Consider the following 22470-nt stretch of genomic DNA (forward strand, 5'->3'; position numbering starts at 1 on the left):
TCAGCGAGCGCCTCACCCGGGCCGAAACCAAGCGAGTATCAGGGAGCGACCTTCGCCCCGGGGGGGGTGCTCCCGGCGCCATGCGTCGGAGTCCATACACCCCCGTCTCCCTCCCTCAGACCCCCTGCGCTAAACTGACCTGCTTGGCCGGAACCGGGCGCCCGCCCGCTTGCCGGCCCCCATGAAAGCCTGAACAGGGGAATTCGCAACACATGTCCTGGCTCAAGAAACTCATGCCGTCCGGCATCCGCACCGAGCCCGGTGCCAACGCCAAGCGGCGCAACGTGCCCGAAGGGCTGTGGGTGAAGTGCGACCGCTGCGGCGCCGTCCTGTACCGCCCCGAGCTCGAAGAGAACCTCGAGGTATGCCCCAAGTGCAATTTCCACATGCCCATCCGCGCCCGTGCGCGGCTGGCGTCGATCTTCGATGAAGGCACCACCACGGAAATCGGCGCCGAGCTGGGCCCGGTCGACGTGCTCAAGTTCAAGGACCAGAAGAAGTATTCCGACCGCATCAAGGCCGCGCAGAAGTCCACTGGCGAGCGCGACGCCATGGTCACCCTGGAAGGCAAGCTCAAGGGCCGGAACCTGGTCGCCGCCTCGTTCGACTTCGCCTACATGGGCGGCTCGATGGGCTCGGTGGTCGGCGAGCGCTTCACCCTCGGCGCCGAACGTGCGCTGGAACTGGGTTGCCCGTTCGTGTGCTTCTCCGCCAGCGGCGGCGCGCGCATGCAGGAGAGCCTGTTCTCGCTGATGCAGATGGCCAAGACCTCGGCCGCGCTGGGCCGCCTGCGAAGCGCTGGGCTGCCGTACATCTCGGTGCTGACCCACCCGACCACCGGCGGCGTGTCGGCCTCGTTCGCCATGCTGGGCGACATCAACATCGCCGAGCCGGAAGCGCTGATCGGTTTCGCCGGCCCGCGCGTGATCGAGCAGACCGTGCGCGAGAAGCTGCCGGAAGGCTTCCAGCGTTCCGAGTTCCTGCTCGACCACGGCGCCATCGACCAGATCTGCGACCGCCGCGAACTGCGTGGCCGCCTGGCCGACCTGCTGGCGATGATGATGCGCCAGCCGGCCCCGCAGGACGACGCCGAGGCCACTGCGTGAGCCGCCGCTACTTCGGCACCGACGGCATCCGTGGCCGGGTGGGCGAAGGGCCGATCTCGGCCGACTTCGTCCTGCGCCTGGGTAATGCTTACGGCCACGTCCTGCGTGCCAACGCCGAATCGGCGGCGGGCCCGCGCGGCTGGCGCAAGCCGGTGGTGATCATCGGCAAGGACACCCGCATCTCCAACTACATGTTCGAGGCCGCGCTGGAAGCGGGGTTGGTGGCGGCGGGCGTGGACGTGCAGCTGATGGGGCCGATGCCCACGCCGGCGGTCGCGCACCTGACCCATTCCATGCGCGCCGATGGCGGCATCGTCATCTCGGCCTCGCACAACCCGCATTTCGACAACGGCATCAAGTTCTTCTCGGCCGAAGGCGAGAAGCTCGACGACGCCACCGAACTGGCCATCGAGAACGCACTCGACCAGCCGTTCAGCACAGTGGCCTCGGAGCTCCTGGGCAAGGCCGAACGCACCCGTGATGCGATCGGTCGCTATGTCGAGGCCTGCAAGAATTCCGTGCCCAAGGGGTTCGACCTGGGCGGCATGCGTATTGCGCTGGACTGCGCCAATGGCGCGACCTACCGGCTCGGGCCGCTGGTCCTGGCCGAGCTCGGTGCCCGTGTCGACGCGGTCGGCGTGGATCCCAATGGCCTGAACATCAATGCCGGCGTCGGCTCGACCCATCCTGACGCGCTGGCGGCCCGCGTGCGTGAAACCGGCGCCGACCTCGGCATTGCATTCGATGGCGATGGCGACCGCGTGCTGTTCGTCGACGGCGACGGCGTGGTGCGCGATGGCGACGACCTGCTGTACGTGCTTGCCAGCGACTGGCAGGCCACGGGGCGCCTGCGCGGTCCGGTGGTCGGCACGTTGATGACCAACTTCGGGCTGGAGCAGGCGCTGGAGCGCAAGGGCATCGGCTTCATCCGCGCCAAGGTTGGCGACCGCCATGTCCACCAGCAATTGCTGGCCAACGGCGGCGTGCTCGGCGGCGAGGCCTCGGGACACATCCTGTGCCTGGACCGCGCCAGTACCGGCGATGGCATCGTCAGTGCCTTGCAGGTGCTCGAGGTGCTGCAGCGCCGCGGCATCCCGCTGCGCGAGGCCCTGTCGGGCATGACCCGCGTGCCGCAGAAGACGATCAACGTGCGCTACAACCCGGGTGCCACCCGGCCCGTGGACGCGCCGGCCGTCCAGTCGGCGCTGCAGGCGGCCCAGGCAGCGGTGCACGGGAGGGGCCGCGCATTCCTGCGCCCATCCGGGACCGAGCCGGTGGTCCGGGTGACAGTCGAAGCCGATGATGCCGACCTCGTCCAGTCCACCCTCGACACACTCGCGGCCGCCGTCCGCGACGCTGCCGCCTGATCCGTGTCAAGTCGTGCCGGCCGCGCGCCGGCACACTGTCCCTATCCCATCCCGCGATTCGACCATGACCCAACCCCAGATCCCCACCCTCGACATCCGCCGCTTCGACACCGACCGTGAAGCGTTCGTGGCCGAACTGGGCGCGGCCTACCGCGAGTGGGGCTTTGCCGGCATCCGCGGCCATGGCATCAGCGATGCGCAGATCGCCGGTGCCTACGACGCATTCCAGCGCTTCTTCGCGCTGCCGGAGGAGGTCAAGCGCAAGTACCACGTGCCCGGCGGCGGCGGCACGCGCGGCTACACGCCTTTTGGAGTGGAAACCGCCAAGGGTGCGCAGCATTACGACCTCAAGGAGTTCTGGCACGTTGGTCGCGAAATCGCGCGTGGTTCGAAGCACGCCGACGTCATGCCGCCCAACCTGTGGCCGGAGGAGATCGCCGATTTCCGCGAGAAGGCGTACGGGCTCTACACCGCGCTTGACCAGTTGGGCTCACGCGTGCTGAGCGCGCTGGCGTTGCACATCGGCCTGCCGGAGGACTACTTCGCCGACAAGACGGACTCGGGCAACTCCATCCTGCGCCCGATCCATTACCCGCCGATCACCACGCCGGACATCCCCAACGTCCGCGCCGGTGCGCACGAAGACATCAACCTGATCACCCTGTTGGTTGGCGCCAGCGCCGCGGGCCTCGAAGTCTTGTCGCGCAAGGGCGAATGGGTCCCGTTCACCGCCGACGCCGACACCATCGTCGTCAACATCGGTGACATGCTGCAGCGCCTGACCAATCATGTGTACCCGTCCACAACCCACCGCGTGGTCAACCCGTCCGGCGACCAGGCACGTCAGCCGCGCTACTCCACGCCGTTCTTCCTGCACCCCAACCCGGACTTCCTGATCGACGTGCTGCCTTCGTGCGTCACCGCGGACAACCCCAGCCGTTATCCGGAGTCGATCACGGCCCAGGGGTATCTGGAAGAGCGCCTGCGCGAGATCAAGCTCAAGTAACGGCCAGGCCGGGGCAGGCCGGTACCAGGGCATTGGGGTAGAATGCCGCGCCTTTGCCGGGCGCGGGTCGCCTGCTGACCGGTCCGGGAACCGAAGAATACGTAGGGAGTCGCTGATGCGCCGCAAGATCGTCGCCGGAAACTGGAAGCTGCATGGCAACCGCAAGTTCGCCCATGAACTGCTGGATGCCCTGGTTCCGGCCCCGCAGGGCGTGGAGCTGGTCATCCTGCCGCCGCTGCCCTACGTCGGCGAGCTGGTCGAGCGCTACGAAGCCACCGGCATGGCCTTCGGTGCCCAGGACGTGAGCATGAACGAGAAGGGCGCCTACACCGGCGAAGTCTCGGCCGCCATGCTCGCGGACGTCGGCGCCAGGTACGGCCTGGTCGGCCACTCGGAGCGCCGTCAGTACCATGGCGAGACCAGCGAACTGGTGGCCCGCAAGTTCTTTGCGGCCAAGGCCGGCGGCATCACCCCGATCCTGTGCATCGGCGAGACCCTGTCCGAGCGCGAGGACGGCAAGACCGAGTGGCGCCTGGAAGAACAGCTGGCGCCCATCCTGGAGCAGGGCGGGGCGGCGGCGTTCGACGGCGCCATCATCGCCTACGAGCCGGTGTGGGCCATCGGCACCGGCAAGACCGCCACCCCGGAGCAGGCACAGCAGGTCCACGCGTTCATCCGTAGCGAAATTGCCGCGCACGATGCTAGAATCGCGGACTCGCTGCCGATCCTGTACGGCGGCAGCGTGAAGGCCGACAATGCCGCGTCGCTGTTCTCGCAGCCCGACGTCGATGGCGGCCTGGTAGGCGGGGCCTCGCTGGTTGCCGCCGACTTCAACGCCATCGCTGCGGCGGCGGCCCCCTGACGAATCGCTGGACTATTCCCGATGCTGGTGTTCCTCAACGTCATCTACGTGCTGGTCGCTGTCGCGATGATCGCGCTGATCCTGATGCAGCGTGGCGCGGGCGCGCAGGCCGGCTCCGGCTTTGGCGGTGGCGCTTCGGCCACGGTGTTCGGATCACGCGGCGCTTCCAATTTCCTGTCCAAGTCGACGAAGTGGCTGGCCGTGGTGTTCTTTGGCATCAGCCTGTACATGGCCTGGCACGCGACCAATACCGCGACCGGCGGCCAGGCGGCCGACAGCCAGGACCTGGGCCTGATGTCGCAGTTGCCGGCGGCACCGGCACCGGCGCAGGACGGCGGGGTTCCTGCCGCTCCCGTGCAATCCGTTCCTGCAGCGCCCGCGGTTGCGCCCCCGGCGGCGCAGCCTGCCCCCGCCGAGCAGGCTCCGGCGCCCGCTACGCCTCCGCAGGGCTGAGTTCCACGTACCAAGGTTGTAGTCCGCTGGCATGGAATCGCCGGTGGATGGTCTGTCATGACCAAGATCGAGTCAGTTACAATGAATGGATTCGATGGCCAGGATGGCCAAACGCTGTACGCAATGCCCAGGTGGCGGAATTGGTAGACGCACTACCTTGAGGTGGTAGCGACTTCGGTCGTGGGGGTTCGAGTCCCCCCTTGGGCACCAACAGAACGCGGTGTGGCACGTGCGACGGGCCGCATCAACGGCGGTGAATCGCCGAGCCAAGGCCGCGGTTGCGGCCATAGCTGAGAGAACATCGAGTGCTGGCCGAATACCTGCCGACCCTGCTGTTCATTGTCGTCGCCAGTGTCATTGGCGTCGCCCTTATCGTGGTAGGTAATGTGCTGGGGCCCAAGCGCCCCTCGTTGGAGAAACTGTCTCCATACGAATGCGGCTTCGAGGCTTTCGAAGACGCGCGCATGCAGTTCGACGTGCGCTATTACCTCATCGCCATCCAGTTCATCATCTTTGACCTGGAAATCATCTTCATCGTGCCCTGGGCCACCGTGTTCCGCGAACTCGGTGTGGTCGGCCTTGTCGAGATGGGCATCTTCGCCAGCATGCTGCTGCTTGGCTTCATCTACGTGTGGAAGAAGGGAGCCCTGGAATGGGAGTGATCCAGACCGTTTCCGGGCTGATGAGCAACCCGCTGCCGGAAGGGCGGCTGGATGACATCCTGCTGCCGGAAGCCGACAACCCGGTGATGCAGCAGGGCTTCGTCACCACCAGCCTCGATGCGTTGTGGAACTGGGCGCGTACCGGCTCGATGTGGCCGATGTCGTTCGGCCTGGCCTGCTGCGCCGTCGAGATGATGCACGCCGGCGCCGCGCGCATGGACCTTGACCGCTACGGCGTGGTGTTCCGCCCGTCGCCGCGCCAGTCCGACGTGATGATCGTGGCCGGTACCCTGGTCAACAAGATGGCCCCGGCGCTGCGCAAGGTCTACGACCAGATGCCCGAACCCAAGTGGGTGATCTCGATGGGGAGCTGCGCCAACGGCGGCGGCTACTACCACTATTCCTATTCGGTGGTCCGTGGCTGCGATCGCGTGGTGCCGGTGGACGTGTACGTCCCGGGCTGTCCGCCGACCGCCGAGGCGCTGGTGTACGGAATCCTGCAGTTGCAGAAGAAGATCCGCCGCGGCACCAACTTCGGCGCCAACCCGCAGGGCGTGCGCTGAGATGGCCGGCGCTTCCGCTTCCAACGACACCGTGATGGCCTTCGTCGAGCGCCTGCAGGCGCGCTTCGTCGATGCAGGGGTCACCGTGGCGACGCCGCGTGGCGAAGTAACGATCGACGTCGCTGCCGACGCCTGGCTGGATACGGCGCGTGCGCTGCGCGATGAGTTCGGATTCGAACAGTGCGTGGACGTCAGCGGCGTTGACTACCTGAGCTACGGCTCTGACGAGTGGGACACCGACGTGTCCTCCGAAGGTTTCTCCCGTGGCGTGGAAGGCAAGAGCGCCGGCCGCTTCAAGTGGGGCGAGCAGCCCAATGGCGCCGCCGCCTCGCCGGAGCGCCGCTTTGCCGCGGCGGCGCACCTGCTGTCGGTGCAGCACAACCGCCGCTTGCGCCTGCGCACCTTCGCCGAGAACGACGACTTCCCGGTCGTGTCCACGCTGACCGGCGTGTGGGCCGGCACCAACTGGTTCGAGCGCGAGGTGTTCGACCTGTTCGGCATCATCTTCGAAGGCCACCCGGACCTGCGCCGCATCCTGACGGACTATGGTTTCGTCGGCCATCCGTTCCGCAAGGACTTCCCGCTGATCGGCAACGTCGAGGTCCGCTACGACGCCGACAAGAGGCGCGTGGTCTATGAACCCGTTTCCATCGAGCCGCGCGTCGGCGTGCCGCGCGTGATCCGCGACGATGCGCGCTACCAGACCGCGGTGGGCGAGGCGGCCCAGCGCGCCGAGGTGAAGAAGTGAGCGTTCCTGCGTCCAGCGTGAATACCTCGGGCCTGAAGGCCGCCGAGATCCGCAACTACACCATGAACTTCGGCCCGCAGCACCCGGCCGCGCATGGTGTGCTGCGCCTGATCCTGGAAATGGACGGCGAGGTCGTGCAGCGTGCCGACCCGCACGTGGGGTTACTGCATCGCGCGACCGAGAAGCTGGCCGAGTCCAAGCCATTCAACCAGTCGATCGGCTACATGGATCGCCTGGACTACGTGTCGATGATGTGCAACGAGCACGCTTACGTGCGCGCCATCGAGACGCTGATGGGGATCGAGGCGCCGGAGCGCGCCCAGTACATCCGCACGATGTACGACGAGATCACCCGCATCCTGAACCACCTGATGTGGATAGGCTCCAACGCGCTCGACCTGGGCGCGATGGCGGTGTTCCTGTACGCCTTCCGCGAGCGCGAAGAGCTGATGGACTGCTACGAGGCGGTCTCCGGCGCGCGCATGCACGCGGCGTACTACCGTCCGGGTGGCGTGTACCGCGACCTCCCGGACCGCATGCCGAAGTACAAGGAGTCGCCGTGGCGCAAGGGCCAGAAGCTCAAGCGCTTCAACGAGTGGCGTGAAGGTTCGCTGCTGGATTACCTGGAGCGTTTCACCCAGGACTTCCCGGCGCGTGTCGACGAGTACGAGACGCTGCTGACCGAGAACCGCATCTGGAAGCAACGCACCGTCGGCATCGGCGTGGTCTCGCCCGAGCAGGCGCTGGCCTGGGGCATGACCGGCGCGATGATCCGCGGTTCGGGCATTGCCTGGGACCTGCGCAAGAAACAGCCGTACGCCAAGTACGCCGAGATGGATTTCGACATCCCGGTGGGCGTCAACGGCGATTGCTACGACCGCTACCTGGTCCGCGTGGCGGAGATGCGCCAGTCCAACCGCATCATCCAGCAGTGCGTGAAGTGGCTGAAGGCCAACCCGGGCCCGGTCATGGTCGACAACTTCAAGGTCGCTCCGCCGCCGCGCGAGGGCATGAAGGACGACATGGAAGCCCTGATCCACCACTTCAAGCTGTTCTCCGAGGGCTACTGCGTACCGGCTGGCGAAACCTACTCCGCGGTCGAAGCGCCCAAGGGCGAGTTCGGCTGCTACCTGGTGTCCGACGGCGCCAACAAGCCGTTCCGCGTCAAGCTGCGTGCGCCCGGTTTCGCGCACCTGTCGTCGATGGACGCCATCGTGAAGGGCCACATGCTGGCCGACGTCGTGGCGATGATCGGCACCTACGATCTCGTGTTCGGCGAGGTCGACCGCTGATCGCGGCGGCCGTTGAGGATCTGAATCAATGAAGGCGACTGGAAATTTCGAGGCCTGTCAGAACGTCGACCCGATGGTCGCGTTGTCCGACAAGACCCGTGCGCACATCGACCACTGGCTGACCAAGTTCCCGCCGGACCGCAAGCGTTCGGCGGTGCTGCAGGGCCTGCATGCCGCGCAGGAGCAGAACGATGGCTGGCTGACCGACGAGCTGATCGCCGCCGTGGCCAAGTACCTGGACCTGCCGCCGGTTTGGGCCTACGAGGTCGCCAGCTTCTACACGATGTTCGAGACCAACAAGGTCGGCCGCAACAACGTCGCCTTCTGCACCAACATCAGCTGCTGGCTCAACGGCGCCGAGGACCTGGTCAAGCACGCCGAGCAGAAGCTGGGCTGCAAGCTGGGCGAGTCCACCGCCGACGGCCGCGTCTACCTCAAGCGTGAGGAAGAGTGCGTGGCCGCCTGCTGCGGCGCGCCGGTGGTCGTCATCAACGGTCATTACCACGAGAAGCTGGACACCGCGAAGGTGGACGAGCTGCTCGACGGGCTGAAGTGAGGCAGGGACAGATGGCGCACGCGCACCACGACTACTCCAAGGGCTACGGCCCGGTCGGCCCGGCCCCGCAGGAGCACAGTGTCGTCTACACGACGCTGCACTACGACACCCCGTGGTCGTACGAGAACTACCTCAAGACGGGTGGCTACGCCGCCTGGCGCAAGATCCTGACCGAGAAGATGGATCCGGCCGCCGTCGTCGAGATGGTCAAGCAGTCCGGCCTGCGCGGCCGCGGCGGCGCGGGCTTCCCGACCGGCCTGAAGTGGAGCTTCATGCCCAAGGGCCCGGGCCAGAAGTACATCCTGTGCAACTCCGACGAGTCCGAGCCGGGTACGGCCAAGGACCGCGACATCCTGCGCTACAACCCGCATGCCGTGGTCGAAGGCCTGGCCATCGCCTGCTACGCGACGGGTTCGACGGTTGCCTACAACTACCTGCGCGGCGAGTTCCACCACGAGCCGTTCGAGCACTTCGAGCAGGCGCTGAAGGAAGCCTACGAAAACGGCTGGCTGGGCAAGAACGTGCTCGGCAGTGGCGTGGACGTGGACATCTACGGCGCGCTCGGCGCCGGTGCCTACATCTGCGGCGAAGAGACCGCGCTGATGGAGTCGCTGGAAGGCAAGAAGGGCCAGCCGCGCTACAAGCCGCCGTTCCCGGCCAACTTCGGCCTGTACGGCAAGCCGACCACGATCAACAACACCGAGACCTACGCCTCGGTGCCGGCGATCATCCGCAATGGCGCTGAGTGGTTCCTCAATCTGGGCAAGCCCAACAACGGTGGCCCGAAGATCTTCTCGGTCAGCGGCCACGTCGCCAAGCCGGGCAATTATGAAATTCGCCTCGGCACCTCGTTCGCCGACCTGCTGGCGCTGGCCGGCGGCCTGCGCCCGGGTCGCAAGTTGAAGGCCGTGATCCCCGGCGGCTCGTCGATGAAGGTGCTGCCGGCCGACGCGATGATGGCCTGCACCATGGACTACGACTCGATCCAGAAGGCCGGTTCGGGCCTGGGTTCTGGCGCGGTCATCGTGATGGACGACACCGCCTGCATGGTGCGCGTCACCCAGCGCATTGCCCGTTTCTACTTCAAGGAAAGCTGCGGCCAGTGCACCCCGTGCCGCGAAGGCACCGGCTGGATGTACCGCATGCTGACCCGCATCGTGGAGAAGACCGCGACGCTGGACGACCTTCAGATGCTGCGGACCGCCGCGGGCCAGATCGAGGGCCACACCATCTGCGCGTTCGGCGAAGCCGCCGCGTGGCCGGTGCAGGGCATGCTGCACCACTTCTGGGACGAGTTCGAATACGCGATCGTGAACAAGCGCTTCCTGGTCGATGACCAGCGCGCCGGCACCGTCGTTGAAAAGGTGGCCGCATGAGCGCTGTCGAGACTGACGTGAAGCCCGTCGTGCCGGAAGGGCACGTCGCCATCGAGATCGACGGCGTGGCGATGACCGCGCCCAAGGGCTCGATGATCATCCACGCTGCCGACAAGGCCGGCATCCCGATTCCGCGTTTCTGTTACCACGACAAGCTGAGCGTGGCGGCCAACTGCCGCATGTGCCTGGTCGAGGTGGAGAAGATGCCGAAGGCCGCACCGGCCTGCGCCACGCCGGTGATGGAAGGCATGAAGGTCATCACGCGCAGCGAGAAGTCGTTGAAGTCGCAGCGCAACGTGATGGAGTTCCTGCTGATCAACCACCCGCTGGATTGCCCGGTCTGCGACCAGGGCGGCGAGTGCGAGCTGCAGGACCTGTCGATGGGCTATGGCCGCTCGGTCAGCCGCTTCTCCGAGCGAAAGCGTTCCGTGCCCGACGAGGACATGGGGCCGCTGGTCGCCACCGAGATGACCCGCTGCATCCAGTGCACGCGCTGCGTGCGCTTCACCGCGGAGGTCGCCGGCACCTACGAGCTGGGTGGCATGTACCGTGGCGAAAACCTGCAGATCGGTACCTACGACGGCAAGCCGCTCACCACCGAGCTGTCGGGCAACGTCATCGACGTGTGCCCGGTGGGTGCGCTGACCAACAAGGTGTTCCAGTTCAAGGCCCGCCCGTGGGAGCTGACCGCGCGTGAGTCGCTGGGCTTCCACGACGCGCTGGGCAGCAACCTGTTCCACCACGTGCGCCGCGGCGAAGTGCTGCGCACCGTGCCGCGCGACAACGAGGCGGTCAACGAGTGCTGGCTGTCGGACCGCGACCGCTATTCGCACCAGGGCCTGTACGCCGCCGACCGCGCCAGGCAGCCGCTGGTCAAGGACGGTGATGACTGGCGCGAGGCCTCGTGGGACGAGGCGCTGGCCAAGGCCGCGCACATCCTGCGCAACAACGGCGGCGACAACCTCGGCATCCTGACGCACCCGGCCACCTCCAACGAGGAAGGCGCGCTGCTGGCCCGCCTGGCCAAGGCGCTGGGTACCGGCAACCTCGACCACCGCATCAGCCAGAACGACCTGAGCGACGCCGCGACCGCGGACATCTTCGGCATGCCGGTGGCCGACATCGAATCGGCCGACCTGGTCGTGATCGTCGGTTCCAACCTGCGCCACGAGCTGCCGTTGGTCCACCAGCGCGTGCGCAAGGCCTGGCGCAAGGGCGCCAAGGTGCACGTGGTCAATCCGGTCGATTTCGACTTTACCTTCGACATCGCCGGCAAGCAGATCGTCGCGCCGTCCAAGCTGGCGGACGCACTGTCCGACGCCGGTCTGGTCGAGGCCGCGAAGGCCGCCAACCATGCCGTGGTGATCGTCGGAGCGCTGGCCGAGAATGGCCCGTATGCCGCCGTCATCCGCAAGGCCGTGGCTGCATTCGGTGCCGCCACCAACACCGCGGTCTGCCGCATTCCGCAGGGCGCGAACGCCGTCGGCCTGGCTGACTACGGCGTGCTGCCCACCGCGCGTGACGCGCAGGGCATGCTGGCCGACCGGCGCGCCGCCTACGTCATCTACGGGATCGAGCCGGGCATGGACTTCGCCGACACCGCGACCGCGATGAAGGCGCTCAACGGCGCGCAGGTCGTGGCGTTCAGCCACTTTGCCTGCCGCTCCACCCGCGCCGTCGCCGACGTGATCCTGCCGATCGGCCTGCTGCCGGAAGTGGACGCCACCCTGACCAACCTCGACGGCCGCGACCAGGTGGCCGTGGCCGGCGGCAAGCTGCCGGGCGACGCGCGTGCCGGCTGGCGCGTGCTGCGTGCGCTCGGCGGTGAGCTGGCTGCCGATGGCTTCGAATTCACCGATCTGGCCGGCCTGCGCGCCGGTCTGCAGCGCCATGAAGTCAGCGTCGCGGCCGGCAAGGTGCCGGTGGTGGCGGGCGAGGGTCTCGAGATCGCGTCCAGCATCGCCATTTACCGCAGCGACGCCGTGGTGCGTCGCGCTCCGGCGCTGCAGTCGCATCCGCTCAATGCCGAACCGCGCGCCACGCTGCATCCGGAAGACGCCGCTGCGCTCGGTTTCGCCAATGGCGCCATGGCCAAGTTCCAGGCCGGGCAGGGCACGGCCGCATTGCCGATCGCGGTGAGCGACAAGGTCGCCCGCGGCACGGTGTGGGTGGAAAGCGGCCACGGTGCAACGGCGCCGATGGGCGCCGGCCGCGCGCAGGCGGGGAGGGCCTGATCCATGCTTGAGACCATGATTGACCCGATCCGTACGTTCTTCGAATCGTTCGGTGCCGTCGGCATCGCGGCGTGGATCGTGCTGAAGATCCTGCTGATCGCCATGCCGGTGATCATCGCGGTGGCGTTCTACGTCGTGTGGGAACGCAAGCTGATTGGCTGGATGCATGTCCGCCACGGACCAATGTACGTGGGCATGGGCGTCTTCCAGGCCTTCGCCGACGTCTTCAAGCTGCTGTTCAAGGAAGTCATCCGACCGACCAACGCCTCGCCGTTCCTGTACGTGCTCGCGCCGATGCTGGCCATGGTGCCGGCATTGGCAGCGTGGGCGGTGATCCCGTTCGACGCGAAGCTGGTCCTGTCCAACGCCAACGCCGGCCTGCTGTACCTGTTGGCGATGACCTCGATGGGCGTGTACGGCGTGATCCTCGCGGGTTGGGCTTCCAACTCCAAGTACGCGTTCCTTGGTGCGATGCGCGCCTCGGCGCAGATGATCTCCTACGAAATCGCCATGGGCTTCGCGCTGGTCGGCGTGATGGTGGCTGCAGGCAGCCTGAACCTGTCCGAAATCGTGATGGCGCAGTCCGGCAATGCCGGCTTCCTGGAATGGTTCTGGCTGCCGCTGCTGCCGCTGTTCGTCATCTACTTCGTCTCCGGCGTGGCCGAAACCAACCGCGCGCCGTTCGACGTGGTGGAAGGCGAGTCGGAGATCGTGGCCGGCCACATGGTCGAGTATTCGGGTTCGCAGTTCGCGCTGTTCTTCCTGGCCGAATACGCGAACATGATCCTGATCAGCTTCCTGACGGCGATCTTCTTCCTCGGCGGCTGGCTGAGCCCGTTCCAGGGTTGGGGCATTCCCTTCCTGTCGGTGGACGGCTGGTGGTGGCTGCTTGCGAAGGTGTTCTTCTTCGCCAGCTGCTTCATCTGGTTTCGCGCGTCGTTCCCGCGCTACCGCTATGACCAGATCATGCGGCTGGGCTGGAAGGTTTTCATCCCGATCACCATCGCCTGGATCGTGGTGGTGGCGCTGATGGCGTACTACGGCGTCTTCGAGCCGGGGCAGTGAGGCAGACACAGGCATGAATCGCATCGTTTCCTACTTCAAGAGCCTGCTGCTGATCGAGCTGGGCCAGGGTCTTGGGCTGACACTCAAGTACCTGTTCAAGCCGAAGTACACGCTCATGTACCCGATGGAGAAGGTGCCGCAGTCGCCGCGCTTCCGCGGCGTGCATGCGCTGCGCCGCTACCCCAACGGGGAAGAGCGTTGCATTGCGTGCAAGCTGTGCGAGGCCGTCTGCCCCGCGCTGGCTATCACCATCGACTCGGAGAAGCGCGAGGACGGCACCCGCCGCACCACGCGTTACGAGATCGACCTGTTCAAATGCATCTTCTGCGGCTTCTGCGAGGAGTCGTGCCCGGTGGATTCGATCGTCGAGACCCACGTGCACGAGTACCACTTCGAGCAGCGTGGCCAGAACATCCTGACCAAGCCGAAGTTGCTGGCCATCGGTGACCGCCTCGAAGCGGAAATCGCCGAGCGTCGCGCTTCCGACGCGCCGTTCCGCTGAGGGCCCGCCATGGATTTCACAACGATTGCCTTCTTCGTGTTCGCCGTCATGGCCGTGGCGTCGGCCGTGGCCGTGATCAGCGTCAAGAACACGGTGCACGCGGCGCTGTCGCTGGTGCTGACCTTCTTCTCCGTGGCTTGTGTGTGGCTGATTGCCGGTGCCGAGTTCCTCGGCGTCGCGCTGGTGCTGGTGTACGTCGGCGCGGTGATGGTGCTGTTCCTGTTCGTGGTGATGATGCTCGATATCGACGCCATCCCACTGCGCGAGGGTTACGTCCGCTACCTGCCGGTTGGCCTGCTGGTGGCCGCGGCGATGCTGGTCGAGATCCTGATCCTGATCGGGGTGAAGGCGCAGATGGCGATTCCGCTGGGGCCCGATGCGGCGGAACTGGCCGGGGTGCCCAACACGGTCTGGCTGGCCCGCGCGCTGTTCACCCGCTTCCTGCTGCCGTTCGAAGTGGCTGCGGTGATCCTGACCGTGGCGGTGATCGCCGCGGTGATGCTGACCCTGCGCCGCCGTCCGGGCGCCAAGCACCAGAACCCGGGCGAGCAGGCCCGCGTGCGTCCGGGCGACCGCCTGCGCATGGTGAAGATGGAGGCGTCCAAGCCGGCCGTGATTGAGGCCAGTGAACCCGCCGCCGCCGAGGAGGTGAAGTCGTGAACCTGCTAGCCACCGGGCTGACCCCGGGTCACTTCCTGACGCTGGGCGCGGTGCTGTTCTGCATCAGCGTCGCCGGCATCTTCCTCAATCGCAAGAACGTGATCGTGCTGCTGATGTGCCTGGAGCTGTTGCTCCTGGCGGTGAACATCAACTTCGTGACGTTCGCGCGCCAGCTCGGCGACGAGGCCGGGCAGGTGTTCGTGTTCTTCATCCTGACCGTGGCCGCCGCCGAGGCCGCCATCGGCCTGGCGATCGTGGTCACGCTGTTCCGTAACCGGCGCACGATCAACGTCGCCGAAATCGACTCGTTGAAGGGCTGATCCGATGCCGGGCATGGAGTTCGCAATTTCCAAGTCGGTGCTGCTGGCGATCGTGCTGGCACCGCTGCTGGGCTCGATCATCGCTGGCCTGTTCGGGCGGCAGGTGGGCCGTGCCGGCGCGCACAGCATCACCATCCTCGGCGTGGCGACCAGCTGCGCGTTGTCAGGCTACGTGCTGTGGCAGCTGGTGGGGCAGGGCGCGGCGCCATTCAACGAGAACCTCTACACCTGGTTCCAGGTGGGCGGGTTCGAGGCGCACATCGGCTTCATGGTCGACAAGCTCACCGCCATGATGATGGTGGTGGTCACCTTCGTGTCGCTGCTGGTGCACATCTACACCATCGGCTACATGCACGAGGATCCGGGCTACCAGCGCTTCTTCAGCTACATCTCGCTGTTCACCTTCTCGATGCTCATGCTGGTCATGAGCAACAACTTCCTGCAGCTGTTCTTCGGCTGGGAAGCGGTGGGCCTGGTGTCGTACCTGCTGATCGGTTTCTGGTTCAAGAAGCCGACCGCGGTGTTCGCCAACCTGAAGGCGTTCCTGGTCAACCGCGTCGGCGACTTCGGCTTCCTGCTGGGCATCGCCGGCGTGGTGCTGATGTTCGGCTCGCTGGACTACGGCACCGTGTTCGCCAACGCTCCGACCATTGAAGGCGCGACCATCGCGATCTTCGACGGCCACGAGTGGTCGGTTGCGACCCTGATCTGCATCTGCCTGTTCATCGGTGCGATGGGCAAGTCGGCCCAGGTGCCGCTGCACGTGTGGCTGCCGGACTCGATGGAAGGCCCGACCCCGATCTCGGCGCTGATCCATGCCGCGACGATGGTCACCGCGGGCATCTTCATGGTGGCGCGCATGTCGCCGCTGTTCGAGATGTCCGATACCGCATTGCAGTTCATCCTGTTCATTGGCGCCACCACGGCGTTCTGGACCGGCCTGATCGGCATCGTGCAGAACGACATCAAGCGCGTGATCGCGTACTCGACCCTGTCGCAGCTGGGCTACATGACCGTGGCGCTGGGCGCCTCGGCCTACAGCGCCGGCGTGTTCCACCTGATGACCCATGCCTTCTTCAAGGCGCTGCTGTTCCTCGGCGCGGGCTCGGTGATCATCGGCATGCACCACGAGCAGGACATGCGCCGCATGGGTGGCCTGCGCAAGTACATGCCGATCACCTACATCACCATGGTCATCGGTACCCTGGCGCTGGTCGGCACGCCGTTCTTCAGCGGCTTCTACTCGAAGGACACCATCATCGAGGCCGCCAAGCACGTGTCCGAGCACCGTGGCTGGGTGGGGCACTACGCCTACTGGGCGGTGCTGCTGGGTGCGTTCGTGACTTCTTTCTACAGCTTCCGCCTGCTGTACCTGACGTTCCACGGCAAGGAACGCTTCCATGCCGCGCCGCCGGCGGATTACGTGGCGCCGGAAGCGGACAGCGACGCGCATGCGGCCGCGTTCTCGCACGAGCACGACGCCAATGGCAACGGCAATGGCCATGACGCACACGGCCACGACGACCACGGTCATGGCCATGGCCACACGCCACACGAGTCGCCGTGGGTGGTGACCCTGCCGCTGGTCCTGCTGGCGATCCCGTCGGTCATCATTGGCTTCTTCACCGTTGGCCCGATGCTGTTCGGCACCGACTGGAGCGGCCACCACGAGCAGTTGCCGTTCTTCCTGGGGGCCATCGACCTGTCGCCGGCCCGCGACACGGTGCTCGCGCTCAAGCACGAGCTGTGGCACGGCCCGGTGGCGTTCGCACTGCACGGCTTCAAGGCCCCGGCGTTCCTGCTGGCCCTCGCAGGCTTCGCGCTGGCGACCCTCATGTACCTGCTCAAGCCGGAACTGCCGGGCAAGGTGGCGCGTGCGATGAGGTGGCCGATCAGCATCCTGGAGAACAAGTACGGCATGGACGCGCTGTGGATCAACGGCTTCGCCGGTGGCAGCGTGGCGCTGGGCAAGCTGGCCCGACTCTTCGACATGCGCGTCATCGATGGCGCCGTGGTCAACGGCAGCGCCAGCCTGGTCGACTTCACCGCCCGCCTGGTCCGTCGTGCCCAGTCCGGTTACCTCTACCACTACGCCTTCGCGATGATTGTCGGCCTGATCGTAATGCTGGCCATCCTCATCCGCATCTGGCACTGACGACAAGGACCGAGACGTGAGCCCCGAGCCCTTGCAGAGCACCTTCCCCTTGCTGAGCCTCCTGATCTGGCTGCCGATCATCGGCGGCGCCGCCACCCTGTTCTTCGGCAACGAGCGCGCCAATGCCGCGCGGTGGTTCGCCACGGCAGTCGCGGCGGCGACCGTGCTGTTGAGCATCCCGCTGTTCACCGGCCTGGACCTGACCGGTCCGGTGATGCAGTTCGTCGAGTGTCATTCGTGGATCCCGGCGTACAACATCCAGTATGCGCTGGGTGCCGACGGCATCTCGGTGGCGCTGATCGGGCTGACCACGCTGACCACGCTGCTGGTGCTGATCAGTGCGTGGACCTCGATCGACAAGCGCGTCAGCCAGTACTACGCGGCGTTCCTGATCCTGGAAGGCCTGATGGTCGGCGTGTTCTCGGCGCTGGACGCAATGCTGTTCTATGTCTTCTTCGAAGGCATGCTGATCCCGATGTTCATCATCATCGGCGTGTGGGGCGGCCCGCGCCGCGTGTATGCGTCGGTGAAGTTCTTCCTGTACACCTTCCTTGGTTCGGTCTTCATGCTGATCGGGCTGGTGTACCTGTACCTGAAGGGCGGCAGCTGGCAGATGGCCGACATGGTCAACCTGCCGCTCAACGCGACCGAGCAGATGTGGCTGTTCTTCGGATTCCTGATCGCCTTCGCGGTGAAGGTGCCGATGTTCCCGGTGCACACGTGGTTGCCGGACGCGCACGTGGAGGCGCCGACCGCCGGTTCGGTGATCCTGGCCGCGATCATGCTCAAGATCGGTGGCTACGGTTTCATCCGGTTCACCTTGCCGATCCTTCCCGATGCCGGTCATGAATGGGCCTGGCTGGTGATCGCACTGAGCCTGATCGCGGTGATCTACGTCGGCCTGGTCGCCCTGGTGCAGGACGACATGAAGAAGCTGATCGCCTATTCGTCGGTCTCGCACATGGGTTTCGTGACCTTGGGCATCTTCATCGCCTTCGGCCTGGTGCGCGACTTCGGCAATACCGATGCTGCACGCCTCGGTATGCAGGGCGCGATGGTGCAGATGATCAGCCACGGCTTCATCTCCGGCGCGATGTTCACCAGCGTGGGCGTGCTGTATGACCGCATGCACAGCCGCATGATCAAGGACTACGGCGGTGTCGCCAACGTGATGCCGTGGTTCGCGGTGTTCTACGTGCTGTTTGCGATGGCCAACTCCGGCCTGCCGGGTACCTCGGGCTTCGTCGGCGAGTTCATGGTGGTCATCGCCAGCTTCCAGAAGCACCCGCTGATCGCCTTCGGTGCCGCATTGACGCTGATCATCGGCGCCGGATACACGCTGTGGCTGACCAAGCGCATCCTGTGGGGCGACGTGGGCAACAAGCACGTGGCCGAACTGGAGGACATCAACGCCCGCGAAACCTTCGTGCTGGGCGTGTTCGCCGCCGGCGTGCTGCTGTTGGGCGTGTATCCCAAGCCGCTGACCGATCTGATGGAGCCGGCGATCGCGCAGCTCGCCAGCCAGATCGCTACAACCAAGCTTTAAGAAGGGCTGACGATGACCCTGCCTGTGACTGTAACCAACGACCAGCCCCTGGTGGCGGTACGTTCCGCCGCCGAACTGGCGCCGCTCTTGCCGGAGCTGGTGCTGGTGGGTGGTGCGTTCGCCCTGCTGATGCTGGACCTGTTCCTGCCTGAGCGCCGCCGTGTCGTCACCCACCTGCTGGGCGTGGCGCTGCTGGTTGCGGTGGCGGTCATGGTCGCCACCGGCGTAGGCGGGCAGGGCACCATCCTGAGCGGCATGTTCGTGCGCGATACCGCCGCCGACGTCCTCAAGATCAGCATCGCCCTGGTCAGCGCGCTGGCCATGGTCTACACGTGGCCCTTCCTGCGTGAGCGCGGCCTGTACAAGGGCGAAGTCACGGTGCTGATGCTGTTCGCGACGCTCGGCATGATGCTGATGGTGTCGTCGGCGACGCTGGTGATGGTGTATGTCGGCCTGGAAATGCTGGCGCTGTGTTCGTATGCGCTGGTGGTGACCGACCGCGACAGCCCGCTGGGCTCGGAAGCCGGCATCAAGTACTTCGTGCTGGGTGCGCTTGCTTCGGGCCTGCTGCTGTACGGCATGTCGCTGATCTATGGCGCGACCGGTTCGCTCGACCTGCATGCGATTGCCGCCGTGGCCGACGGCAGCGCTTCGCTGATGCTGGTGACGGGCCTGGTGTTCGTGGTCGCCGGTATCGCGTTCAAGTTTGGCGCGGCGCCGTTCCACATGTGGCTGCCCGATGTCTACCACGGCGCGCCGACCCCGATCACGCTGTTCATCGGCTCGGCCCCCAAGCTGGCGACCTTCGGCATGGCCTACCGCCTGCTGGAGTCCGGCATGGGTCCGCTGGACAACCATTGGCGTCTGATGCTGGCGGCGCTGGCGGTGCTGTCGTTGGCCATCGGCAACCTGACTGCGGTGGTGCAGTCCAACCTCAAGCGCCTGCTGGCCTATTCGACCGTCTCGCACGTGGGGTTCCTGCTAGTCGGCTTCGCCGGCGGTGGCTCGCAGGGGTATGCGTCGGCGATGTTCTACGCCATCAGCTACGCGATCATGTCGGCCGCGGCTTTCGGTGCGATCGTGGTGATGTCGCGCGAGGGCTTCGAAGCCGACCGGATCGACGATTACAAGGGCCTCAATGCGCGTAACCCCTGGCTTGCGGGCCTGATCCTGTGCGTGATGGCGTCGTTGGCCGGCGTTCCGCCATTCCTCGGCTTCTGGGCCAAGATGGCGGTGCTGCGCGCGGCCATCGAGGGCGGGATGTTGTGGCTGGCGATCGTCGGCGTGGTGTTCGCCGTGGTGGGCGCGTTCTATTACCTGCGCGTCGTCAAGGCGATGTACTTCGACGAGCCCGAAGGCGATGCGCCGGAGATCCGCGACAACCGTCCGTTGCAGATCGCGTTCGGCGTCAATGCGCTCGCTTTGCTGGCGCTGGGTTTTGCGTGGAATCCGATCATGGCATGGTGCCAGGCGGCGTTCTCGGTGTAACAAAACCCATGAATGGGGGTTGCGGCAACTGACAACCCCCTGTAACATGGTTCGTCTGATGCGGGGTGGAGCAGTCTGGCAGCTCGTCGGGCTCATAACCCGAAGGTCGCAGGTTCAAATCCTGCCCCCGCTACCACATTCAAATCGCGGCGCCGGCTGGATCGGCGCCCGGAGCAGGGCCTCCAGGGGCGGCTTCACGACTTGAATGCTTGGGCTTGGTGACGCGCTCTGCTCGCGCGGCACACCGACATCCAGCTGTACCGGACAAGGGGCCCACTGGGCCCCTTGTCGCATTCGGGGATCAGGCTTTTTCGTAAACCGCCGATTTGCAGCACCCACCCGCAAGTCACCACCGCAGGAGCATGCACGCGTGACGGACAAAGCGACCGAAATTGCCAGCCTGCTGGCCCCGACCGTGTCGTCGCTGGGTGTCGAACTGCTGGGCGTGGAGTACCTGCCGTCGCCGGGCGGCGCGGTCCTGCGCCTGTACATCGACATGCCTGCCGACGCCGAACCGGGTGAGGATGGCGAGCCGCGCATGGTCGGCATCGACGAGTGCGAGGCGGTGAGCCGCGAGGTGTCGGCCCAACTCGACGTCGAGGACCCGATCAGCGGCAATTACACGCTGGAAGTTTCCTCGCCCGGCATCGACCGTCCGCTGTTCACGGCCGAGCAGTTCGCCCGCTTCCAGGGCGAGTCGGCCAAGGTGACGCTGCGCTTGCCACAGGACGGCCGGCGTCGGCTGCAGGGGCGGATCGACGCGGTCGAGGGCGGGGCGATCACCTTCGACATCGACGGCACGGCGTTCACCGTGTCGGCGGACAACATCGACAAGGCGCGCCTGGTACCCGATTGGGTGGCCCTGGGCATGGCGCCGGCAAAAGACAAGTCCGGCCGTGACGCGCGTCCGGGCAAGGCTAGAACCAACAAATCCACCAAGAAGCCGGCGGCCGACAAGCCGTCCCGTGCGGAGTAACCAGAGATGAGCAAGGAACTGTTGCTGGTCGTTGATGCGGTCGCCAATGAGAAGGGCGTGCCGCGCGAAGTGATCTTCGAGGCGATCGAGGCCGCACTGGCGTCGGCTGCGAAGAAGCGCTACTCGGACGAGGACGTGCTCGTGCGCGTCAAGATCGACCAGAAGGACGGCAGCTACGAGACCTTCCGCCGCATGGAGGTCGTGGCCGACGATGTGGTCATGGAGTCGCCGGACCGCCAGATCCGCCTGATGGACGCCGTCGACGAGGTCGAGGGCGCCGAGGTGGGCGACTACATCGAAGAGCAGATCGAGAACCCGGAGTTCGGTCGCATTGCCGCGCAGGCCGCCAAGCAGGTCATCGTGCAGCGCGTGCGGGAGGCCGAGCGCCAGCAGGTGGTGGACGCGTGGAAGGACCGCGTGGGCGAGCTGGTCACCGGCGTGGTCAAGCGCGTGGAGCGCGGCAACATCTACGTGGACCTGGGCGGCAATGCCGAAGCCATCATCCCGAAGGACAAGGGAATCCCGCGCGACGTGGTCCGCACCGGCGACCGCATCCGTGGCTACCTGTTCGATGTGCGTATCGAGCCCCGCGGCCCGCAGCTGTTCATCAGCCGCGCGGCGCCGGAGTTCATGATGGAGCTGTTCAAGCTCGAAGTGCCGGAAGTCGGGCAAGGCCTGGTGTCCATCATGGCCTGCGCCCGTGACCCGGGTGACCGCGCCAAGATCGCCGTGCTGGCCCACGACAACCGCACCGATCCGATCGGCGCGTGCATCGGCATGCGCGGTTCGCGCGTGCAGGCGGTGAGCAACGAGCTCAACGGCGAGCGCGTGGACATCGTGCTGTGGTCGGACAACCCGGCGCAGTTCGTCATCAACGCGATGGCGCCGGCCGAAGTGCAGTCGATCATCGTCGACGAGGAGAAGCACTCGATGGACCTCGCGGTCGCCGAGGAGCGCCTGGCGCAGGCCATCGGCAAGGGCGGCCAGAACGTGCGCCTGGCCAGCCGCCTGACCGGCTGGCAGCTCAACGTGATGACCCAGGACCAGGTCACCGCCAAGTCGGAAGCCGAGCAGAATGCCGCCCGCCAGCTGTTCATGGACAAGCTGGAAGTGGACGAGGAAATCGCCGGTATCCTGGTGTCGGAAGGCTTCAACACCGTCGAGGAAATCGCCTACGTGCCGGTCGGCGAGCTGTTGGCGGTCGAAGGCTTCGACGAGGACATCGTGGAAGAGCTGCGTTCGCGTGCCCGCGACGCGCTGCTCAACGACGCCTTGGCCGCGGAAGAGGAATTGGAGGAACACCAGCCGGCCGCCGACCTGTTGTCGCTGGACGGCATGGATGAGACCACCGCATACGCCTTGGCCGCGCGCGGCATCGTCACCCGCGACGACCTGGCGGACATGGCCACCGACGAACTCACCGATATCGAGGGCATCGACCAGGAACGCGCCGCGGCGCTGATCATGGAAGCCCGCAAGCACTGGTTTGAGTAATTCCGGACGGTCCGCGATCCTGAACAGGGCCGGGCCGCC

At 66.0% G+C, this 22470-nt stretch carries 21 protein-coding genes and 2 tRNA genes; all 23 read left to right on the forward strand.

Features of this window, described 5'->3' with window-relative positions; genetic code table 11:
- Positions 1 to 212: 212 nt before the first annotated feature.
- Complete coding sequence (gene accD / locus IP93_RS04560) at positions 213 to 1106, forward strand: acetyl-CoA carboxylase, carboxyltransferase subunit beta (RefSeq protein WP_144812603.1); 894 nt, start codon at positions 213 to 215, stop codon at positions 1104 to 1106.
- Entirely contained in the window at positions 1103 to 2473 is a 1371-nt protein-coding gene (glmM, locus tag IP93_RS04565; protein WP_144812606.1) for a phosphoglucosamine mutase, read from the forward strand. The genes accD and glmM overlap by 4 nt, the downstream gene beginning before the upstream one ends.
- 64 nt (positions 2474 to 2537) lie before the next feature.
- Positions 2538 to 3479 (forward strand): isopenicillin N synthase family dioxygenase, encoded by a 942-nt coding sequence (locus IP93_RS04570; RefSeq protein WP_144812608.1) that lies wholly within the window; start codon positions 2538 to 2540, stop codon positions 3477 to 3479.
- Between the two features lie 115 nt (positions 3480 to 3594).
- Positions 3595 to 4341, forward strand: coding sequence for a triose-phosphate isomerase (tpiA, locus tag IP93_RS04575; protein ID WP_144812610.1), 747 nt, complete (start codon positions 3595 to 3597; stop codon positions 4339 to 4341).
- A 21-nt stretch (positions 4342 to 4362) separates the two neighbouring features.
- The gene (gene secG, locus IP93_RS04580) at positions 4363 to 4794 is read left to right on the forward strand and encodes a preprotein translocase subunit SecG (RefSeq protein ID WP_144812613.1); all 432 of its coding nucleotides are present in this window, start codon (positions 4363 to 4365) and stop codon (positions 4792 to 4794) included.
- 125 nt (positions 4795 to 4919) lie between these two features.
- Positions 4920 to 5004: transfer RNA gene (locus tag IP93_RS04585), tRNA-Leu, on the forward strand.
- Between the two features lie 95 nt (positions 5005 to 5099).
- Positions 5100 to 5456 (forward strand): NADH-quinone oxidoreductase subunit A, encoded by a 357-nt coding sequence (locus IP93_RS04590; RefSeq protein ID WP_144812615.1) that lies wholly within the window; start codon positions 5100 to 5102, stop codon positions 5454 to 5456.
- A complete protein-coding gene (locus IP93_RS04595; protein WP_144812618.1) occupies positions 5447 to 6019 on the forward strand; it encodes a NuoB/complex I 20 kDa subunit family protein in 573 nt (190 codons plus the stop codon). The genes IP93_RS04590 and IP93_RS04595 overlap by 10 nt, the downstream gene beginning before the upstream one ends.
- Positions 6020 to 6053: 34 nt before the next feature.
- The gene (locus IP93_RS04600) at positions 6054 to 6767 is read left to right on the forward strand and encodes an NADH-quinone oxidoreductase subunit C (RefSeq protein WP_144813113.1); all 714 of its coding nucleotides are present in this window, start codon (positions 6054 to 6056) and stop codon (positions 6765 to 6767) included.
- 62 nt (positions 6768 to 6829) lie between these two features.
- Positions 6830 to 8059, forward strand: coding sequence for an NADH-quinone oxidoreductase subunit D (locus IP93_RS04605; protein ID WP_242006756.1), 1230 nt, complete (start codon positions 6830 to 6832; stop codon positions 8057 to 8059).
- A 28-nt stretch (positions 8060 to 8087) separates the two neighbouring features.
- Positions 8088 to 8615, forward strand: coding sequence for an NADH-quinone oxidoreductase subunit NuoE (nuoE, locus tag IP93_RS04610; protein WP_144812624.1), 528 nt, complete (start codon positions 8088 to 8090; stop codon positions 8613 to 8615).
- A gap of 11 nt (positions 8616 to 8626) precedes the next feature.
- The gene (nuoF, locus tag IP93_RS04615) at positions 8627 to 9991 is read left to right on the forward strand and encodes an NADH-quinone oxidoreductase subunit NuoF (RefSeq protein WP_144812627.1); all 1365 of its coding nucleotides are present in this window, start codon (positions 8627 to 8629) and stop codon (positions 9989 to 9991) included.
- A complete protein-coding gene (nuoG, locus tag IP93_RS04620; RefSeq protein ID WP_144812630.1) occupies positions 9988 to 12225 on the forward strand; it encodes an NADH-quinone oxidoreductase subunit NuoG in 2238 nt (745 codons plus the stop codon). The genes nuoF and nuoG overlap by 4 nt, the downstream gene beginning before the upstream one ends.
- Positions 12226 to 12240: 15 nt before the next feature.
- Positions 12241 to 13290, forward strand: a complete 1050-nt coding sequence (nuoH, locus tag IP93_RS04625; RefSeq protein ID WP_242006742.1) for an NADH-quinone oxidoreductase subunit NuoH — start codon at positions 12241 to 12243, stop codon at positions 13288 to 13290.
- A gap of 13 nt (positions 13291 to 13303) precedes the next feature.
- Positions 13304 to 13792 carry an NADH-quinone oxidoreductase subunit NuoI gene (gene nuoI, locus IP93_RS04630; protein ID WP_144812635.1) on the forward strand — a complete coding sequence of 163 codons (489 nt, stop codon included), beginning with the start codon at positions 13304 to 13306 and terminating at the stop codon, positions 13790 to 13792.
- Between the two features lie 9 nt (positions 13793 to 13801).
- On the forward strand, positions 13802 to 14452 hold the full coding sequence (locus IP93_RS04635; protein ID WP_144812638.1) for an NADH-quinone oxidoreductase subunit J: 651 nt from the start codon (positions 13802 to 13804) through the stop codon (positions 14450 to 14452).
- A gap of 17 nt (positions 14453 to 14469) precedes the next feature.
- Positions 14470 to 14772, forward strand: a complete 303-nt coding sequence (gene nuoK / locus IP93_RS04640; RefSeq protein ID WP_144813114.1) for an NADH-quinone oxidoreductase subunit NuoK — start codon at positions 14470 to 14472, stop codon at positions 14770 to 14772.
- A gap of 13 nt (positions 14773 to 14785) precedes the next feature.
- A complete protein-coding gene (nuoL, locus tag IP93_RS04645) occupies positions 14786 to 16927 on the forward strand; it encodes an NADH-quinone oxidoreductase subunit L (RefSeq protein WP_144812641.1) in 2142 nt (713 codons plus the stop codon).
- 31 nt (positions 16928 to 16958) lie between these two features.
- On the forward strand, positions 16959 to 18473 hold the full coding sequence (locus tag IP93_RS04650; RefSeq protein ID WP_144813117.1) for an NADH-quinone oxidoreductase subunit M: 1515 nt from the start codon (positions 16959 to 16961) through the stop codon (positions 18471 to 18473).
- A 12-nt stretch (positions 18474 to 18485) separates the two neighbouring features.
- Positions 18486 to 19961, forward strand: a complete 1476-nt coding sequence (gene nuoN, locus IP93_RS04655) for an NADH-quinone oxidoreductase subunit NuoN (RefSeq protein WP_144812643.1) — start codon at positions 18486 to 18488, stop codon at positions 19959 to 19961.
- Positions 19962 to 20020: 59 nt separating this feature from the next.
- Positions 20021 to 20097: transfer RNA gene (locus tag IP93_RS04660), tRNA-Met, on the forward strand.
- A gap of 234 nt (positions 20098 to 20331) precedes the next feature.
- Positions 20332 to 20937: a ribosome maturation factor RimP gene (gene rimP / locus IP93_RS04665; RefSeq protein ID WP_144812645.1), complete on the forward strand. Its 606-nt coding sequence runs from the start codon at positions 20332 to 20334 to the stop codon at positions 20935 to 20937.
- Between the two features lie 6 nt (positions 20938 to 20943).
- Complete coding sequence (gene nusA, locus IP93_RS04670) at positions 20944 to 22431, forward strand: transcription termination factor NusA (protein ID WP_144812648.1); 1488 nt, start codon at positions 20944 to 20946, stop codon at positions 22429 to 22431.
- Positions 22432 to 22470 lie beyond the last annotated feature (39 nt).

The organism is Aerolutibacter ruishenii, from assembly GCF_007830115.1.
Lineage (GTDB): Bacteria > Pseudomonadota > Gammaproteobacteria > Xanthomonadales > Xanthomonadaceae > Aerolutibacter > Aerolutibacter ruishenii.

Coding starts and splice junctions, on each gene's coding strand:
- accD (WP_144812603.1), top strand. CDS start 213: ATGTCCTGGCTCAAGAAACTCATGCCGTCCGGCATCCGCACCGAGCCC.
- IP93_RS04570 (WP_144812608.1), top strand. CDS start 2,538: ATGACCCAACCCCAGATCCCCACCCTCGACATCCGCCGCTTCGACACC.
- tpiA (WP_144812610.1), top strand. CDS start 3,595: ATGCGCCGCAAGATCGTCGCCGGAAACTGGAAGCTGCATGGCAACCGC.
- secG (WP_144812613.1), top strand. CDS start 4,363: ATGCTGGTGTTCCTCAACGTCATCTACGTGCTGGTCGCTGTCGCGATG.
- IP93_RS04595 (WP_144812618.1), top strand. CDS start 5,447: ATGGGAGTGATCCAGACCGTTTCCGGGCTGATGAGCAACCCGCTGCCG.
- IP93_RS04600 (WP_144813113.1), top strand. CDS start 6,054: ATGGCCTTCGTCGAGCGCCTGCAGGCGCGCTTCGTCGATGCAGGGGTC.
- IP93_RS04605 (WP_242006756.1), top strand. CDS start 6,830: ATGAACTTCGGCCCGCAGCACCCGGCCGCGCATGGTGTGCTGCGCCTG.
- nuoE (WP_144812624.1), top strand. CDS start 8,088: ATGAAGGCGACTGGAAATTTCGAGGCCTGTCAGAACGTCGACCCGATG.
- nuoF (WP_144812627.1), top strand. CDS start 8,627: ATGGCGCACGCGCACCACGACTACTCCAAGGGCTACGGCCCGGTCGGC.
- nuoG (WP_144812630.1), top strand. CDS start 9,988: ATGAGCGCTGTCGAGACTGACGTGAAGCCCGTCGTGCCGGAAGGGCAC.
- nuoH (WP_242006742.1), top strand. CDS start 12,241: ATGATTGACCCGATCCGTACGTTCTTCGAATCGTTCGGTGCCGTCGGC.
- nuoI (WP_144812635.1), top strand. CDS start 13,304: ATGAATCGCATCGTTTCCTACTTCAAGAGCCTGCTGCTGATCGAGCTG.
- IP93_RS04635 (WP_144812638.1), top strand. CDS start 13,802: ATGGATTTCACAACGATTGCCTTCTTCGTGTTCGCCGTCATGGCCGTG.
- nuoL (WP_144812641.1), top strand. CDS start 14,786: ATGGAGTTCGCAATTTCCAAGTCGGTGCTGCTGGCGATCGTGCTGGCA.
- nuoN (WP_144812643.1), top strand. CDS start 18,486: ATGACCCTGCCTGTGACTGTAACCAACGACCAGCCCCTGGTGGCGGTA.
- nusA (WP_144812648.1), top strand. CDS start 20,944: ATGAGCAAGGAACTGTTGCTGGTCGTTGATGCGGTCGCCAATGAGAAG.